Origin of the sequence: Streptomyces roseolilacinus (genome assembly GCF_014649335.1) — a bacterium.
GTDB classification, from domain to species: Bacteria; Actinomycetota; Actinomycetes; order Streptomycetales; family Streptomycetaceae; genus Streptomyces; species Streptomyces roseolilacinus.
The window spans coordinates 88,395-103,471 of the sequence record NZ_BMSV01000012.1 but is presented as its reverse complement, the minus strand read 5'-3'; the positions used below and the strand labels follow the sequence as shown (position 1 = coordinate 103,471).

The window sequence follows — 15,077 nt, the reverse complement described above, 5'->3', positions numbered from 1 at the left end:
ATACCCCGGCGGGACCGCTCCGGGCCGCCGCCCCGCCGGCCGGCACCCGATCGCCCCCTCCCCCGCCCGGGTCGGCCCAACGCCGGACGGGACGTCCCGGTCCCGCCGGCCTTTCCGGAACGGTGCGTTCTGGACCGGACGCGGTCTTCGGGGAGGAAGGTGGTGTCACCCCCCTCCCTCGTCACGTCCACACGTCCTTCTGGAGACCGGATGAGAGATCCCTCGACCGGGGTGCCGCCCACGCCCCCGTCACCGCGCGAGGAGTTCGCCGCCGAGCTGACACGGCTGCGGGAGAAAGCCGGACTGACGGTCCGCAAGGTCGCCGCGCTCGTGGAGATCCCGGGAGCGCACACGACCGTCGGCGGCTGGTTCGCCGGGCAGAGCCTGCCCTCCATCGGTTCGCTGCCGCTGTTCACGGCCGTCCTGCGGGTCTGCGGGGTGGAGGACCCGCAGGACGTCGACGACTGGCACGAGCGGCTGCGCCGGGTGCGGCGCGCCCGCTCACCCCGCGCGGCGCGCGGCGCCGTCCCCTACCGGGGCCTCGCCCGTTTCGAGGAGGCGCACGCCGCGTGGTTCTTCGGCCGGGACCGGCTGCGCGACCTGGTCGTGGACCGGCTCGCCGGGGGGCCGGCGACCGGCCCGCACCTGCTCGTCGGGGCGTCCGGCTCGGGCAAGTCGTCCCTCCTGCGGGCCGGCGTCCTCCCCGCGCTGCGCACGGCCCACGCCTTCACCCCCGTGGTCCTCTCCCCCGGGAGCGCCCCGCCCGCGGCGCTGGCCGCCGCCGTCTCCGCCGCCACCGGCGCCCCCGCCCCGCCGCAGGACGTCCACGACCCGCTCGCGCCCGCCGCGCGGCTGCACGCCTGGGCGGAGGCGAACGACGCGCGCGTGGTCGTCGCCGTCGACCAGTTCGAGGAGGTGTTCGCCGTCTGCGACGACCCGGGCGAACGCGAGCGGTTCCTCACCGCCCTGGGCGCCCTGGCCGCGCCGCGGGTCCGCGTCGTCGGCTGCCTGCGGGCCGACTTCTACGCCCGCGCCCTGGCCCACCCGCTGCTCGCCGAGGCCCTCCAGAGCGACCAGACCGTCGTCGGGCCGCTGTCCGAGGAGGAGCTGCGCGCGGTCGTCACCGGGCCCGCCGCCCGGGCCGGGCTCGCCGTCGACGACGGTTTCGTCGAGGTCCTGCTGGCCGATCTGCGCGCCTCCGGCGACGGCACCGCGGCGCACGAGGCGGGGGCCCTGCCCCTGCTGTCGCACGCCCTGCTCACCACCTGGGAGCGCGGCCAGGGCACGGCGCTGACCGTGGCCGACTACCGCGCGGGCGGAGGGCTGTCGGCCGCGATCTCGGACAGCGCCGAGGAGGCCTTCGCCGGGCTCACCGACGCCCGGAAGTCGATGGCCCGCACCCTGTTCCTGCGGATGGTGAGCGTCGGTGAGGACACCGCGGACACCCGGCGCCTGCTCCCGCTGCCCCGCCCGCACGAGGGCGTCGCCGCCGGCTCCCGGGCGGCGCGGGCGTACGACGTGCTGGAGCGGTTCGTCGACCGGCGGCTGGTCACCGTCGACGACGACGGCGCACAGATCACCCACGAGGCCCTGCTGACGGCCTGGCCCCGCCTGCGGCGCTGGATCGACGCCGACCGCGCCGGCCACCTGGTGTGGCAGGAGCTGACCAGGGACGCCGGACGGTGGCACTCCCTGGGCCGCGAACCGTCCCTGCTCTACCGCGGCACGCAGCTCGCCATCGCCCTGGCCTGGGCCGAGCGCAGCGGGCGGGCACCCGAGCTGACCCCCCGTGAGGCCGACTTCCTCACCGAGAGCGGACGGGCCGAGGAGGGGCGGCGGGAGAAGGAGCGGCGCCGCACCCGCCACCGGCGCCGGCTCCTCGCGGCGCTGTCGGCGCTGGTGGTGCTGTCGGCCCTGCTGAGCGGGGTGGCCGTGCAGCAGCGCCGGGACGCGGAGGACCAGCAGGCCGTCGCGCTGTCCCGGCTGGTCGCCGCGAACGCCGAGCGGTTGCGCGGCACCGACCCCGCGCTCGCCGCCCAGCTGGGCGTGGTGGCGTACCGGACGGCCCCGACCGCCGAGGCGCGGGCCGCGCTGACGGACGCCTCGGCGCAGACCCCCTCGGCCCGCCTCCTGGCCTTCCGCGGCGTCGTCCAGTCCGTGGCCCTCAGCCCCGACGGGCGCCTCCTGGCCGCCGGGGGGCTGGACCGGCGGGTCGCCCTGTGGGACGTACGGGACCCCGGCAGGCCGCGGGCCCTCGCCTCCGGCGCGCCCCGCTTCGCGGACACCGTGTACACGCTCGCCTTCAGCCCCGACGGACGCCGTCTCGCCGCCGGTTCGGGGGACGGCACGGTGCGGGTGTGGGAGCCGGGCCCGGCCGCCCGCGCGGGGAGGGCGTCCCCCCTCGTCCTGCGCGGGCCGCGGTCCGCCGTGTACGGGCTGGCCTTCAGCCCCGACGGGCGCCGCGTCGCCGCCGGTTCCGCCGACGGCGGCGTCCACCTGTGGTCCCTCGGCCGGCCCGGCGGCCCCGCCGGGTCCGGGCCGCCGACGGTGCGCCTCGCCGGCCCGGCCCCGGTGCACACCGTCGCCTTCCGCCGGGACGGCGGGGTCCTCGCCGCGGGCGGCGCCGACGGCGCCGTACGGCTGTGGGACACCTCGGGCCCCGGCGCGCCCCTGCCGTACGCCCACCCGCTGACCGGCGCGACGGGCACGGTGCTGAGCGTCGCCTTCACCCCCGACGGCCGCTCGCTGGCCGCCGGCAGCCTCGACCGCTCCACCCGGGTGTGGCCGGTCCCCGCCCGCCGGCGGGCGCCGGGCCGGCCGGTCGTGCTGGGCGGTGCCCCCGCCGTGCCGGAAGGGCCGGCCAGCTACGTGAACGCCGTCGGGTACAGCCCGGACGGACGGTGGCTGGCCACCGGCAGCGCGGACAACCAGGTCCGCGTCCACGACGGCCGCTCCCGGCTGCCCGCCGCCGTCCTGCCCCACCCCACCCCGGTCACCACCCTCGCCTTCCTGCCCGGTGGCCGGGGCCTGGTCACCGGGGCGGCCGACGGGACCGTACGGCTGTGGCAGCTGCCGCCGCGGAAGCTGCGCGGCTTCCAGGGAACGGCCAACGCCGTCGCCTTCAGCCCCGACTCCCGGCTCCTGGTGACCGCCGGCCGCGACGCCCACCTGTGGGACGTCTCCGACCCGCGGGCGCCCCGCCCGGTCGGCCCCGCCCTGCCCAACACCACCGGCTACTCCGGCGCGGTCGCCTTCACCCCCGACGGGCGGACCGTCGCCGTGGGGGAGCGCGAGGGCCGGGTGAGGCTGTGGAACCTCGCCCGGCCCGCCCGCCCCTCCCCGTACGGGGGCGCGGCCCTGGACGGCGGCACCGGGACCGTCCAGTCCGTCGCCTTCGACCGCACGGGTGGGCGGCTCGCGGTCGGCAGCGAGGGGCGCACGGTACGGATCTTCGACACGTCCCGCCCCGCCCGCCCCGTCCTGTGGGCCGAACTCACCGAGCCGACCAACTACGTCGCCTCCGTCGCCTTCAGCCGCGACGGCCGGTGGCTGGCCGCGGGGACGGTGGACAAGGTGGTGCACGTCTGGCGCGTCGACGGGCGCCGGCCGGTGCTGCGAGCGACCCTGCGCGGCCCCGGGAGCTACGTCATGTCCGTCGTGTTCAGCCCGGACAGCCGCACCCTGGCCGCCGGGACGGCGGACCGCGACGTGTGGCTGTGGGACGTCGGCGGCAGCGCCCCGGCCCCTGCGGGACCGGCGCTGACCGGGCCGGGCAGCTACGTCTACGCGCTGTCGTTCGCGCCCGACGGCCGGCGGCTCGCGGCGGCCAGCACGGACGGCACGGTGTGGCAGTGGGACACCGCGGACGTCCGGCGCCCGCGCCTCCACGCCGTCCTGACCGCGCTCGGCGGCAAGACCTACGCCCTCGCGCACAGCCCGGACGGCCGCACGCTCGCCGCCGGCGGCTCGGGCGCGGAGGTGGTGCTGTGGGACACGCGGGAGTCCTCCGCCGAGGAGGGGATCTGCTCCCGCGTCGGCTCCGCGATCACCCCCGCCGAGTGGTCGAGGCTGGTGCCCGGCCTGGCCTACGCCCCGCCCTGCCGGTGAGGCGGAGCCTGTACGGAGTTGTACGGCCGTCCGTCCGGGCCTGTCCGACCTGCGGTTTCACGCTTCCCGGCGGGGGGCGGCGGCCGGCTTCCTGGTGGAGCGCCACCAGGGCGCACCCTCCAGACAAGGAGAACGTCATGCGCGTATCCACCACCCTCCGGGCCCGGGCCGGTCTGGCCGCCGCGGCGGCCGCGGCCCTCACGGGCCTCTTCGCGGGCGCCGGGACGGCCGAGGCGGCCGGCAGCCACATCTCCTCCGACAGCGGCGGCGCCAACCTCCGCACCTGCGCGAACACCGGCTGCACCTCGCTCGGCTACCTGTCCAACGGCACCGGCGTGTCCATGGTGTGCTGGGTGGACAGCCAGTGGGTCTACCCGCCGAACTCCGACTACGCCTCCAACCGCTGGTTCAAGGTGAACAGCTACAAGGGCCAGGGCTACGTCCACTCCTCGCTCGTCGCCAACCAGACGAGCGTCGGCCACTGCTGACGCCCCGTCCCACGCCCCGGGCCGCCGTCCTCCCCGGACGGCGGCCCGGTCGCGTGCGGTGGCGCCGCCGGGGCCGCGGCCCGTCGCGTCGCCGCCGCGGGAGCGGGCCGGCGAGGGGGTGGGAGCCGGGGCCCCGGCCCTTTCGGGTGCGTTCCGGCTCCCTGGGACGGGGGCCCGGCACCACGCGTGCGCCACAATGACCTGATCCTTCTTCACATGAAGTCGGCACCAGGACGGTATGCGTACGATCGGAGGTGATCGAGGATGGCGACGACCGCATGTGCCCCGGTCCCCCTCCGTGCGCCGCTCGACCCGGCGGAACGCAGTTCAGAGGCCGATCCGGCAGCGTAGGGAGCCAGCCCGTGTTCTATTACCTGCTCAAGTACGTGCTCCTCGGGCCGCTGCTGCGGCTGCTGTTCCGGCCGAGGACCGAGGGACTGGAGCACGTCCCGGAGACGGGCGCGGCCATCGTGGCGGGCAACCACCTGTCGTTCTCCGACCACTTCCTGATGCCGTCGGTGCTGAAGCGGCGCATCACGTTCCTGGCCAAGCAGGAGTACTTCACGGGGCCGGGCCTCAAGGGGCGGCTGACCGCCGCGTTCTTCCGCAGCGCGGGGCAGATCCCGGTGGACCGCTCCGGCAAGGAGGCCGGGCAGGCGGCCATCCGCGAGGGCCTGCAGGTGTTGTCGCGGGGCGAGTTGCTCGGCATCTACCCGGAGGGCACGCGCTCGCACGACGGGCGGCTGTACAAGGGCAAGGTGGGGGTCGCGGTGATGGCGCTGAAGGCCGGCGTGCCGGTGGTGCCGTGCGCGATGGTCGGCACGTTCGAGATCCAGCCGCCCGGGAAGGTCGTGCCGAGGATCAGGCGGGTCACGATCCGGTTCGGCGAGCCGCTGGACTTCTCCCGCTTCGCCGGGATGGAGAACGAGAAGGCCGTCGTCCGCGCCGTGACGGACGAGATCATGTACCGCATCCTCGCCCTGTCCGGACAGGAGTACGTGGACGACTACGCGGCCAGCGTGAAGGCGGCGGCCCCGGAGCGGCAGCCCCCGGCACCCGGTCCGCGCGGGCTGCGGCGCGCCCTGCCCCGGCGGCGCCGCGACTGAACGGCGCCGCGCCCGGCCGGCGTCACGCCCCGGCCGGGTCACGCCCCGGCGGCGCCCCGGCCGGCACCGCGGTCCCCCACGGGCCGGTGAGGGCCTTTATCGCCTCGTCGAGGACGCGGCGCAGCCGCAGCGCGTCCGGGGCGACGGCCGTCACCAGGGCGGCGGGGCCCGCCAGCGGGGTGAGGGCGGCGGTCCGGCCCAGCGGCCGGGCCTGCGCCGGCCTCTCCCCGAACTCGGGCCGGACCACCAGGAGCTGGCCGACCGCCCGGTGCCCGGCGAGGACCGCGGGGCCGTCCCACCCTCCGGGGGCGCCCGGTCCGCAGGCGAGCTCCTGGTCCAGGAGGGGGCGGCCGGCGCGGTGGACGGTGAGGCGCGCGAAGAGGGTGCCGGACGGTTCGCCGGAGCGGCCCAGGACCTGCTCCTCGCGCAGGACCAGGCGGGCGGACGCGGCGAGGTCCACGGTCGTGCGCATCCGCAGGTCGGACCCGCGGGCGGTGATCAACTGCTCGGGCAGCCAGACCAGTTCGGCGTCGTCGCCCACGGTGAGCCGTACGTCGTAGTGCGCGGTCTCGCCGGCGGGGCCCGGCAGGGACACCGTCGCGGCGGCCGCGTCGACGGTGAGCCGCGCCCCGTCCCGTACCACCGCCTCCAGGGCGAGCCGGTCACCGCCGAGCGGGGCGCTCATGGCGCCGACGACGGTGACCCGGGCGGTGTGCGGCCGCCGGGCGCGGGTGCGGCGCACCGCGAGCGGGCCGGCGCTCTCCAGGACGGGCAGGACGCCGCCCGGCGCGGCGACGACGCGGGCGGTGGCGCGGACGCTCACGCGGCCCCGGCCGACGTCCACGCGGCGAGCCGCTCCCGCACCCAGTCGGCGACGGGCGCGACGCCGTCCTCACCGGTCAGGGAGGTGAAGACGACGGGCAGGTCGCCCCGCTGCTCCCGGGCGTCGCGGGCCATCCGGTCCAGGTCGGAGCCGACGTACGGGGCGAGGTCGGTCTTGTTGACGACGAGCAGGTCGGCGGTGGTGACGCCGGGGCCGCCCTTGCGGGGGATGTCGTCGCCGCCCGCCACGTCGATGACGAAGACCTGCGCGTCGACGAGGCCCCGGGAGAAGGTCGCGGTGAGGTTGTCGCCGCCGGACTCCACGAGGATCAGGTCGAGCGGCCCGACCGCCTCCTCCAGGTCCTCGACGGCCTCCAGGTTGGCCGAGATGTCGTCGCGGATCGCGGTGTGCGGGCAGGCCCCGGTCTCGACGGCGGCGATCCGCTCGGGCGGCAGGACGGCGTGGCGCAGCAGGAACTCGGCGTCCTCGCGCGTGTAGATGTCGTTGGTGACGACCGCGAGGGACAGCCGGTCGCGCAGGGCGCGGCACAGGGCCGCGACGGTGGCGGTCTTGCCGGAGCCGACGGGCCCGCCGAGGCCGATGCGCAGGGCGCGGCGGCTGCCGTCGGGGCGGGTGGCGTCGGCGCTGACGGCCGGGGCGGCGTGGTCGTGGGGGTGGCCCAGGTGCATGGTGCGGCTCCAGGAGGGGTGGGGAGGGTACGGGCGGGTCAGGAGGCGAAGAGGCGTACCGGCCAGGCCGCGTGCTGTTCCGCCGTGATGTCCAGCAGCGGCGCGGACGCGGCCGGCAGGGCGTCGACGCCGCGGCGCGCGGCGGCCGTGGCGCGGGCGGCCACGTCGTCCGTGTCCGGGGCGAGCCGGGCCAGGACGGCGGTGGCCTGGAACGGGTCGAGGCCGAGCAGCCGCACGGCGGCGGTGGCGGGCCCGCTGACCGTCTCGTACGCGGCGCAGTGCGCGGCGTCCTCGGGCCCGAGCCCGGCGGCGCGGGCGGCGGTGCCGAGGACGACGGGCTGGTGGGCGCCGCGCGGGAAGGCTTCGGCCAGCGCGTCCAGTTCGGCCGCGGGCCAGGCCGTGCGGGCGGCGCGCATCAGCTGCCGGCCGAGGCGCCGCGCGGCGGCCCGCAGGGCGGGCGAGGGAGTGCGGGCGTCGGCGGCGGCGTCCAGGGCCGCGGGGTCGTGGCCGAGGGCCGCCGCGGCGGCGAGGGCGGCGGCGGTGAGGCCGGTGGTGTGCAGCCGGCCCCGGCAGAACCGCTCCAGGTCGGCGGCGTCCTTGATCCGGCCGGCCCTGACGGCGGGTTCGGCGCCCCCGGAGTGGGCGTGCCCGCCGGCGGGGAAGCGCCCGTCGGCGAGGACGAGGAGTGCGGATCGGCTCATCGCGGTGCGTCCGTCTCCCTGTGCGTGTCCGAGTGGGTGTGGGTGTGGGTGCCGGAGGGGTCAGAAGAGGAAGTAGCGCTGCGCCATGGGCAGTTCGGCCGCGGGCGCCGCCTCGAGCGGGTCGCCGTCGATGGTGACGGTGAAGGTGTCGGGGTCGACCTCGACCCGGGGCAGGGCGTCGTTCTCCCGCATGTCGGCCTTGGTGACGCCGCGGGTGCCGCGGATGGCGGCGAACCGCTTGCCGAGGCCGAGGCGCTCCGGCAGCCCGTCCTCGATCGCCGCGCCGGTGACGAAGTTGACGGAGTTCGCGGCGGGCGCCCGGCCGTGCGCGCCGAACATGGGGCGGGGCAGGACCGGCTGCGGGGTGGGGATGGAGGCGTTGGCGTCGCCCATCTGCGCGTACGCGATCTGCCCGCCCTTGAGGACGAGCTGCGGCTTGACGCCGAAGAACGCCGGCTCCCACAGGACGAGGTCGGCGAGCTTCCCGGTCTCGACGGAACCGGTCTCGTGGTCGATGCCCTGGGCGACGGCCGGGTTGATCGTGTACTTGGCGACGTAGCGGCGCGCCCGGTGGTTGTCGGCCCGGCCGTCGCCGGGCAGGGCGCCGCGCCGCCGCTTCATGACGTGCGCGGTCTGCCAGGTGCGCAGGACCACCTCGCCGATGCGGCCCATGGCCTGGGAGTCGGAGGAGATGATCGAGATGGCGCCGAGGTCGTGGAGGACGTCCTCGGCGGCGATGGTGCCGGGCCGGATGCGCGACTCGGCGAAGGCGAGGTCCTCGGGGACGGCCGGGTTGAGGTGGTGGCACACCATCAGCATGTCGAGGTGCTCCTCGACGGTGTTGAGGGTGTGCGGGCGGGTCGGGTTGGTGGAGCTGGGCAGGACGTACGGCTCCGAGACGACGGTGATGATGTCGGGCGCGTGCCCGCCGCCCGCGCCTTCGGTGTGGTACGCGTGGACGGTGCGCCCGGCGACGGCGGCGAGGGTGTCGCCGACGAACCCGGCCTCGTTGAGGGTGTCGGTGTGGAGGGCGAGCTGGGCGCCGGTCTCCTCGCAGACGCCGAGGCAGGCGTCGATGGCGGCCGGGGTGGCGCCCCAGTCCTCGTGGATCTTGAAGCCGATGGCCCCGCCGCGCAGTTGGGAGTGGAGGGCCTCGCGGGAGAGGGTGCTGCCCTTTCCGAGGAGGCCGATGTTGACGGGGAAGGCGTCCAGCGCCTCCAGCATCCGGGCGAGGTGCCAGGGGCCGGGGGTGACGGTGGTGGCCTTGGTGCCCTCGGCGGGTCCGGTGCCGCCGCCGACGAGGGTGGTGACGCCGGAGGCGAGGGCCTGGTCGACGAGGGTGGGCGAGATGAAGTGGACGTGGGCGTCGACGGCGCCCGCGGTGAGGATCCTGCCGTTGCCGGCGATGACCTCGGTCTCGGGGCCGATGACGAGGTCGGGGTGGACGCCGTCCATGGTGTCGGGGTTGCCGGCCTTGCCGATGCCGGTGATGCGGCCGTCGCGGATGCCCACGTCGGCCTTGACGACGCCCCAGTGGTCGAGGACGACGGCCCCGGTGACGACCGTGTCGGGGGCGCCCTCGGCGCGGGTGGCGCGGGCCTGGCCCATGGACTCGCGCAGGACCTTGCCACCGCCGAACACGGCCTCGTCGCCGGCGCGTCCGGGGCCGCCGCAGCGGTCCTCCTCGATCTCGACGAACAGGTCGGTGTCGGCGAGCCGGACGCGGTCGCCGGTGGTGGGGCCGTACAGGTCCGCGTAGACGGCCCGGTCGACGAGGAGGGGGCGGGGCTCACGCATCGAGGGCGCCCCCGGTCTCGCCGCGGAGGCCGGGCACGACCCTGGCTCCCGCGAGCGGTACGAGTTCCACGTCGACCGGGACGCCGGGCTCGAAGCGGACGGCGGTGCCCGCGGCGACGTGCAGCCGCAGCCCGCGCGCGGCGGCCCGGTCGAAGTGCAGGCCGGGGTTGGCCTCGGCGAAGTGGTAGTGGGAGCCGACCTGGACGGGCCGGTCGGCGGTGTTGAGCACGGTGAGGCGGGTGACGGGGCGGCCCTCGTTGACGGCGACCGGCTCGTGCGCGTACAGGATCTCTCCGGGGATCACGGCGGCCCCCTTCAGATGACGGGGTCGTGGACGGTGACGAGCTTGGTGCCGTCCGGGAAGGTGGCCTCGACCTGTACGTCGCGGATCATCTCGGGGACGCCGTCCATGACGTCGGCGCGGCTGAGCACCTTGCGCCCGGAGGCCATGAGTTCGGCGACGGTGCGGCCGTCGCGGGCGCCCTCCAGGACGTGCGAGGTGATGAGGGCGACGGCCTCCGGGTGGTTGAGCCGCACGCCGCGGGCCCGGCGCTTCTCGGCCACGTCCGCGGCCACGTGGACGAGCAGGCGCTCCTGCTCGTGCGGGGTCAGTTGCACGGTTCCACCTCACAGTTCCCGCCCGGCGCGGTCCCGGGCGCAGCGGGACACCATCCGGCGTCAACACTCTGTTGACCTGCGAGGACGACTGTGACGGAGAGATATTTCCTTCTCTCGCAGAAGTTTTTCCGATGCGTTAACCCGCGTTTTGCCGCCCCATGGACATCAGCGCGCGCAGCCCGTCCTGGAGCACGGAGACGGGGACGGCGCCGAACAGGGCCTGCTGGGCGGCGAATCCCTGGGCGACGGCGATCATCGTCCGGGCGACGTGCGCGGCGGGCACGTCGTCGCGCATGAGCCCGGCGGCCTGGTACGCCTCGACGACGCCGACCCAGGCGGCGTGCACGCGCGCGTACCCCTGGCGCATGGCGGCGGAGAGCCGGTCGTTGCGCAGGGTCTCGGTCCAGACCTGGATCATCAGGCGCGGCAGGCTCTCGTCGCCGTCGTAGGGCAGCCCGGACCGCTCGGTGAGCACCTCCTCCATCACCCGGTCCACGAGGACGTCGGGCGCGGGCGGCGGGCTCTGCGCGGCGGCCGACTCGAAGGTGTCGCGGATCGCGTCGAGGACCTCGGTGACGATCGCCTCGATCAGCTGCTCCTTGCCGCTGAAGTACCGGTAGACGGCACCGGCCGAGAGGTCGGCCTCGCGGAGGACGTCCTGCATCGACGTGGCGTGGAAGCCGTTGCGCGCGAAGCAGCGCGCGGCGCCGTTGAGGATCTGGCGTCGGCGGGCGTCGAGGTGTTCCTGGGATACGCGAGCCATGATCAAAACAATAAAACGAACGTTCATTCTTGACAAGGAAGCGGGGCGGGAGGAGATTGAGAACCGTAAAACGAACGATCCTTCTCTTTGTCTGCCCCCGGAGGCTCCCCATGTCCGCCACGCCCCAGCGCCGGATGACCGCGGCGATGGTGCTCGTCCCGGTCTTCGCCGCCCTCGCCCTGTGGGCCTTCGTCTGGCCCGCGGCGCGCGTCGCCCCCCGCGACGTGCCGATCGGGCTCGCCGGCCCCGAGAGCGCCGTCACGCAGTTGGAGAAGGGCTTCCGGCAGCGCGGGGACGAGTTCGCGCTCCACCGCTACGACGACGCCGACGCCGCCCGCGCGGCGATCGAGGACCGGACCGTATACGGCGCGCTGGTCGCCGGCCCCCAGGGCCCGGAGGTGCTGGTCGCGTCGGCCGCGAGCCCGGCCGTCGCCCAGCTGCTCCAGCAGGCCGCCGCCGCGCAGAGCCCGAGCGGGCAGGTGAAGGTCACGGACGTGGTGGCGGCCCCGTCCGGCGACCCGCGCGGCAGCGGGCTGATCGCGAGCCTCCTGCCGCTGGGCCTGGCGGGCCTCGCCGCGGGCGCCGCGGTGACGCTGATGGGCCTGCGGGGCGGGCGCGCGGCGACGGCCCTGGTGGGCGGCGCGGTCCTGGCGGGCGCCGTGGGCGCCACGATCACCGACACCTGGCTCGGGATGCTCGGGGGCGACTGGGCGGCGGAGGCCGGGGTCCTGGGGCTGACGGTCCTGGCCACCAGCTCCGCGGTCGCCGGCTTCGCGGCGCTCGTCGGGCCGCCCGGCATCGGCCTCGGCGCCCTGCTGATGGTGCTGCTGGGCAACCCGTTCTCGGGCGTGACCAGCGCGCCGGAGATGCTGCCGGAGCCGGTCGGGACGCTGGGGCAGCTGCTGCCGCCGGGCGCGGGCGCGTCGCTGCTGCGCTCCGTGGCGTTCTTCGACGGCGCGGCGGCCGGCGGGCCGCTCCTGACCCTCCTGGTGTGGGTGGCGCTGGGCATGGCGCTGGTCTTCCTCGGCGCCCGCCGCGGCCCCGCCGGCCCGGCCGGCCGGCCGACTCCGTCCGCCGCCGCACCGAGGCCCGCCCCCATCGGCTGACCCGGCACCGGACGCCGCGCGCCCCCGCCCGCACCGGGCGGGGGCGCGCGGCTTTCCCGTGTGCGCGGTGCGGCGCCGGTCAGCCGCCGTGGGGGCGGTGCTCGGCCGCGATGCCGAACCGGCGGTGTTCGCGCGGAGCGGACGGCGCGTCACCCAGCTCGGAGACGGAACCGATCGCGCGCTCCTCGGCCGCCTGCGCGGCGGATTCGAGTCGCTCCAGGTCAGCGGCGGAGACCAGCGCCACCAACGGCTTGCCGTGCCGGGTCACGACGACCCGCTCACCACCGTAGACGACGCGGTTGATCAGATCGGCGAGCTCCGCCCGGGCTTGCGTCACCGGAATCTCGTAGGCCATGCTCCCATTCTAGCGGTCTGTACATCCTGTACATTTTTTACGGACGGAGGCACCTCCTCATGACCTCGAACGCCCGCCATGTCCTCCCCGAGTTCTCCGAGCGCACCGCCGGGGGCACCCGCACCCTCGACCCGTACTCCAAGCTCTTCGAGGGCCGGATCATCCTCCTCGGCACCCCGCTCGACGCCACCGCGGCCAACGACGTGGTGACCCAGCTCATCCAGCTCGAGTACACGGCGCCGGACCAGGACGTCTCCCTCTACATCAACTCGCCCGGCGGCCCGGTCGACGCGATGACCGCGATCTACGACGCCATGCAGATCGTCACCTGCGACGTGGCGACCACCTGCGTCGGCCAGGCCGCGTCCACCGCCGCGGTCCTGCTCGCCGCCGGCGCGCCCGGCAAGCGCGCCGCCCTGCCCGGCTCCCGGGTGCTGCTCCGGCAGCCCGAACTGGACGAACCGTCACACGGCCGGCCCTCCGACCTGGACGTCCAGGCGCGCGAACTGCTGCGCCAGCGCGACCTGCTCACCGACCTGCTGGCCCGGCACACCGGGCGGGAACGCGACCGGGTGGCGGCCGACTTCGACCGCACCCTGGTCCTCGACGCGACCGGCGCACGGGAGCACGGCCTGGTGGACCACGTGGTCCGCACCCGGAGGGGATGACCGTGCGACCCCCCGAGCCCCCGCCCCTGCCGGCCCTCACGCGCGCGGAGGGCGCCTACGTCGACGCCTACCTGGACGCCGTCGACCTGCTGGGACGCCTCAACCCGGCCCGCGCCACGCACACGTACGGCGCGCTGCGGGCGGCCCAGGCGCTCGTCGACCGGGCGGCCGCGCTGCGCGACGCCCTGACGCTGATGCACCAGCGGGGCGAACACGAGGTCCACGCGGAGACCCTGGCGCGTGCGCTGCGCGTGCTGGACGGTGAGCGGCGCACCCGGAGGGTGACGGTGCCTCATGACCCGTTGCCCTGACCGGTTTGGGGGACCCGGCCGGGGGACGCCCACTCGACCGTTCGGCTGAGACGCGGGGACGAACTTCGTACGGCCCGAGTTGCGGTCGCCACGTAGCCGCAGGACGGTCCACGGCCGCGACGCCGCAGGTACGGGGCTCAGCAGCACGCGGCCGACCGGCCCGGAAACATCGCTGTCCACCCGATCGGACCAGTCGTGACGAGACTCACACCGCCCCGTCGCAACCCCGGATTCCGGGGTGCTGCGGGAAAGATCCGTCTCGACGACAAGCCCCCGCCATCCCGGCGAGGCGGTCCGGGCGGACGCCGAGTCCTGCCGCCGTCCGGACGACTGGTCGACACCAGTGGATCGGCAGGAGTGGAGGACCCGAGCAGTACGGGGCGGCCACCGCACACGGTGCGGGCCGGCTCCCCTTGGGGTGAAGCCGCGTCAGCGGCCGGGCATCTTCGTCCTGTCCGAACCCGACAGGCAATCCTTCACAGGCGGGTTGACGAAGGGTACTGCATGTCCGCGACGCAGAATCAGGTCCCGGTACCGCACTCCCGCACGGCCCCGCACGTCCCGTCCGGGGGTGCCTCCCCGGACCCCTCCCCCACCCCGCCGGCACCGGCCCGGATCTCCCGCATCGTGTCCGCCCTCACCCTGGCGGCCGTCGGCGGCACGCTCGTCGCGCCCGGCGCGGCCCCCCCGGCGCACGCCGCGCCGGCCGTCGCCAACAAGGCGCTGAAGGTCGCCGCGTCGAAGCAGGGGGCCCCGTACCAGTGGGGGGCCATGGGCCCGTACCGCTTCGACTGCTCGGGGCTGACGCTCTATTCGTACAAGCGGGCCGGCAAGAAGCTGCCGCGCACCGCGCAGGCCCAGTACAACAAGACGCGCCAGGTGGCCAAGTCCGACCGCCGCAAGGGCGACCTGGTCTTCTTCCACGGCAACGGCGGCGTGTACCACGTCGGGATCTACGCCGGGAACAACCGGATCTGGCACTCCCCGAAGACCGGCTCGTGGGTGAAGCTCGACCGCATCTGGTCCAAGTCCGTCTCGTACGGCCGCGTGCGCTGACACCGGGCACGAGGGGGCGGCGGGACGGACGACGGTGGGTCAGGTCTGGACCGGCGCGGTCCAGGGCAGGGCGATCCACACGGTCTTGCCGCCCTCCTCGGTCGGCGTGACCGACAGCCGGCCGCCGCACTCGGCGGCCAGCCAGCGGACGATGACCATGCCGCGGCCGTTGTCCTGCTGGACGGCCGCGGGGAGCCGCTGCGGCCAGCGCGGGTGGCTGTCGGTGACGCCGATGCGCAGCCGTTCGTCCCGTTCGAGCCGCAGGTCGACGGTGAAGGTGGGCGACAGGCCGAAGGTGTGCTGGACCGCGTTGGTGACGAGTTCGGAGACGACCAGCCGGACCGTCTCCGCGGTGTCGGTGTCGCGGCCGAGCCCCCACTCGGCGAGCACGTCGGACACGTACCTCCGGGCGGTGGGGACCGAGGCGGGATCGCTCGGCAGAGTGACGGACGCTTCCTGATGGTCTGCCATGGCGACGCTGTCCCTTTC

General features: G+C 75.7%; 16 protein-coding genes. 7 read left to right on the top strand and 9 right to left on the bottom strand.

Features of this window, described 5'->3' with window-relative positions; all coding sequences use genetic code 11:
* Window positions 1-210 precede the first annotated feature (210 nt).
* The 3 genes from IE106_RS25620 to IE106_RS25610 all read left to right on the top strand — a co-directional run bounded on the left by IE106_RS25620 (window position 211) and on the right by IE106_RS25610 (window position 5,701).
* Window positions 211-4,107: an nSTAND1 domain-containing NTPase gene (locus tag IE106_RS25620; RefSeq protein ID WP_189537584.1), complete on the top strand. Its 3,897-nt coding sequence runs from the start codon at window positions 211-213 to the stop codon at window positions 4,105-4,107.
* 137 nt (window positions 4,108-4,244) lie between these two features.
* Window positions 4,245-4,595 (top strand): SH3 domain-containing protein, encoded by a 351-nt coding sequence (locus tag IE106_RS25615; protein WP_189537583.1) that lies wholly within the window; start codon window positions 4,245-4,247, stop codon window positions 4,593-4,595.
* A gap of 362 nt (window positions 4,596-4,957) precedes the next feature.
* Window positions 4,958-5,701 (top strand): lysophospholipid acyltransferase family protein, encoded by a 744-nt coding sequence (locus IE106_RS25610; protein ID WP_189537582.1) that lies wholly within the window; start codon window positions 4,958-4,960, stop codon window positions 5,699-5,701.
* Between the two features lie 22 nt (window positions 5,702-5,723).
* Here IE106_RS25610 and IE106_RS25605 read toward each other — a convergent pair whose 3' ends face one another.
* From IE106_RS25605 to IE106_RS25575, 7 genes are all read right to left on the bottom strand, one after another.
* A complete protein-coding gene (locus tag IE106_RS25605) occupies window positions 5,724-6,524 on the bottom strand; it encodes an urease accessory protein UreD (protein WP_189537696.1) in 801 nt (266 codons plus the stop codon).
* Complete coding sequence (ureG, locus tag IE106_RS25600; protein WP_189537581.1) at window positions 6,521-7,213, bottom strand: urease accessory protein UreG; 693 nt, start codon at window positions 7,211-7,213, stop codon at window positions 6,521-6,523. The genes IE106_RS25605 and ureG overlap by 4 nt, the downstream gene beginning before the upstream one ends.
* Window positions 7,214-7,251: 38 nt before the next feature.
* Complete coding sequence (locus IE106_RS25595) at window positions 7,252-7,914, bottom strand: urease accessory protein UreF (protein ID WP_189537580.1); 663 nt, start codon at window positions 7,912-7,914, stop codon at window positions 7,252-7,254.
* 60 nt (window positions 7,915-7,974) lie between these two features.
* Window positions 7,975-9,711, bottom strand: coding sequence for an urease subunit alpha (locus IE106_RS25590; RefSeq protein WP_189537579.1), 1,737 nt, complete (start codon window positions 9,709-9,711; stop codon window positions 7,975-7,977).
* Window positions 9,704-10,015, bottom strand: coding sequence for an urease subunit beta (locus IE106_RS25585; RefSeq protein ID WP_189537578.1), 312 nt, complete (start codon window positions 10,013-10,015; stop codon window positions 9,704-9,706). Before IE106_RS25585 ends, IE106_RS25590 begins: the two co-directional genes overlap by 8 nt.
* 11 nt (window positions 10,016-10,026) lie before the next feature.
* Window positions 10,027-10,329 (bottom strand): urease subunit gamma, encoded by a 303-nt coding sequence (locus IE106_RS25580; protein WP_189537577.1) that lies wholly within the window; start codon window positions 10,327-10,329, stop codon window positions 10,027-10,029.
* Between the two features lie 136 nt (window positions 10,330-10,465).
* Window positions 10,466-11,092 carry a TetR/AcrR family transcriptional regulator gene (locus IE106_RS25575; RefSeq protein WP_189537576.1) on the bottom strand — a complete coding sequence of 209 codons (627 nt, stop codon included), beginning with the start codon at window positions 11,090-11,092 and terminating at the stop codon, window positions 10,466-10,468.
* Between the two features lie 110 nt (window positions 11,093-11,202).
* Here IE106_RS25575 and IE106_RS25570 point away from each other — a divergent pair, with 110 nt between their 5' ends.
* Window positions 11,203-12,198, top strand: coding sequence for an ABC transporter permease (locus tag IE106_RS25570; protein ID WP_189537575.1), 996 nt, complete (start codon window positions 11,203-11,205; stop codon window positions 12,196-12,198).
* Window positions 12,199-12,277: 79 nt separating this feature from the next.
* Here IE106_RS25570 and IE106_RS25565 read toward each other — a convergent pair whose 3' ends face one another.
* Window positions 12,278-12,553, bottom strand: coding sequence for a type II toxin-antitoxin system Phd/YefM family antitoxin (locus IE106_RS25565; RefSeq protein ID WP_189537574.1), 276 nt, complete (start codon window positions 12,551-12,553; stop codon window positions 12,278-12,280).
* Window positions 12,554-12,612: 59 nt separating this feature from the next.
* Between IE106_RS25565 and IE106_RS25560 the strand changes: the two genes are divergently transcribed.
* The 3 genes from IE106_RS25560 (at window position 12,613) to IE106_RS25550 (ending at window position 14,588) form a co-directional block, all read left to right on the top strand.
* Window positions 12,613-13,221: an ATP-dependent Clp protease proteolytic subunit gene (locus tag IE106_RS25560; protein ID WP_189537573.1), complete on the top strand. Its 609-nt coding sequence runs from the start codon at window positions 12,613-12,615 to the stop codon at window positions 13,219-13,221.
* Window positions 13,218-13,532, top strand: coding sequence for a hypothetical protein (locus tag IE106_RS25555; RefSeq protein ID WP_189537572.1), 315 nt, complete (start codon window positions 13,218-13,220; stop codon window positions 13,530-13,532). The genes IE106_RS25560 and IE106_RS25555 overlap by 4 nt, the downstream gene beginning before the upstream one ends.
* 504 nt (window positions 13,533-14,036) lie before the next feature.
* Window positions 14,037-14,588: a C40 family peptidase gene (locus tag IE106_RS25550; RefSeq protein WP_189537571.1), complete on the top strand. Its 552-nt coding sequence runs from the start codon at window positions 14,037-14,039 to the stop codon at window positions 14,586-14,588.
* Window positions 14,589-14,627: 39 nt separating this feature from the next.
* Here the strand turns inward: IE106_RS25550 and IE106_RS25545 are convergent, their stop codons facing one another.
* Window positions 14,628-15,059: an ATP-binding protein gene (locus tag IE106_RS25545; protein WP_189537570.1), complete on the bottom strand. Its 432-nt coding sequence runs from the start codon at window positions 15,057-15,059 to the stop codon at window positions 14,628-14,630.
* Window positions 15,060-15,077: the final 18 nt, after the last annotated feature.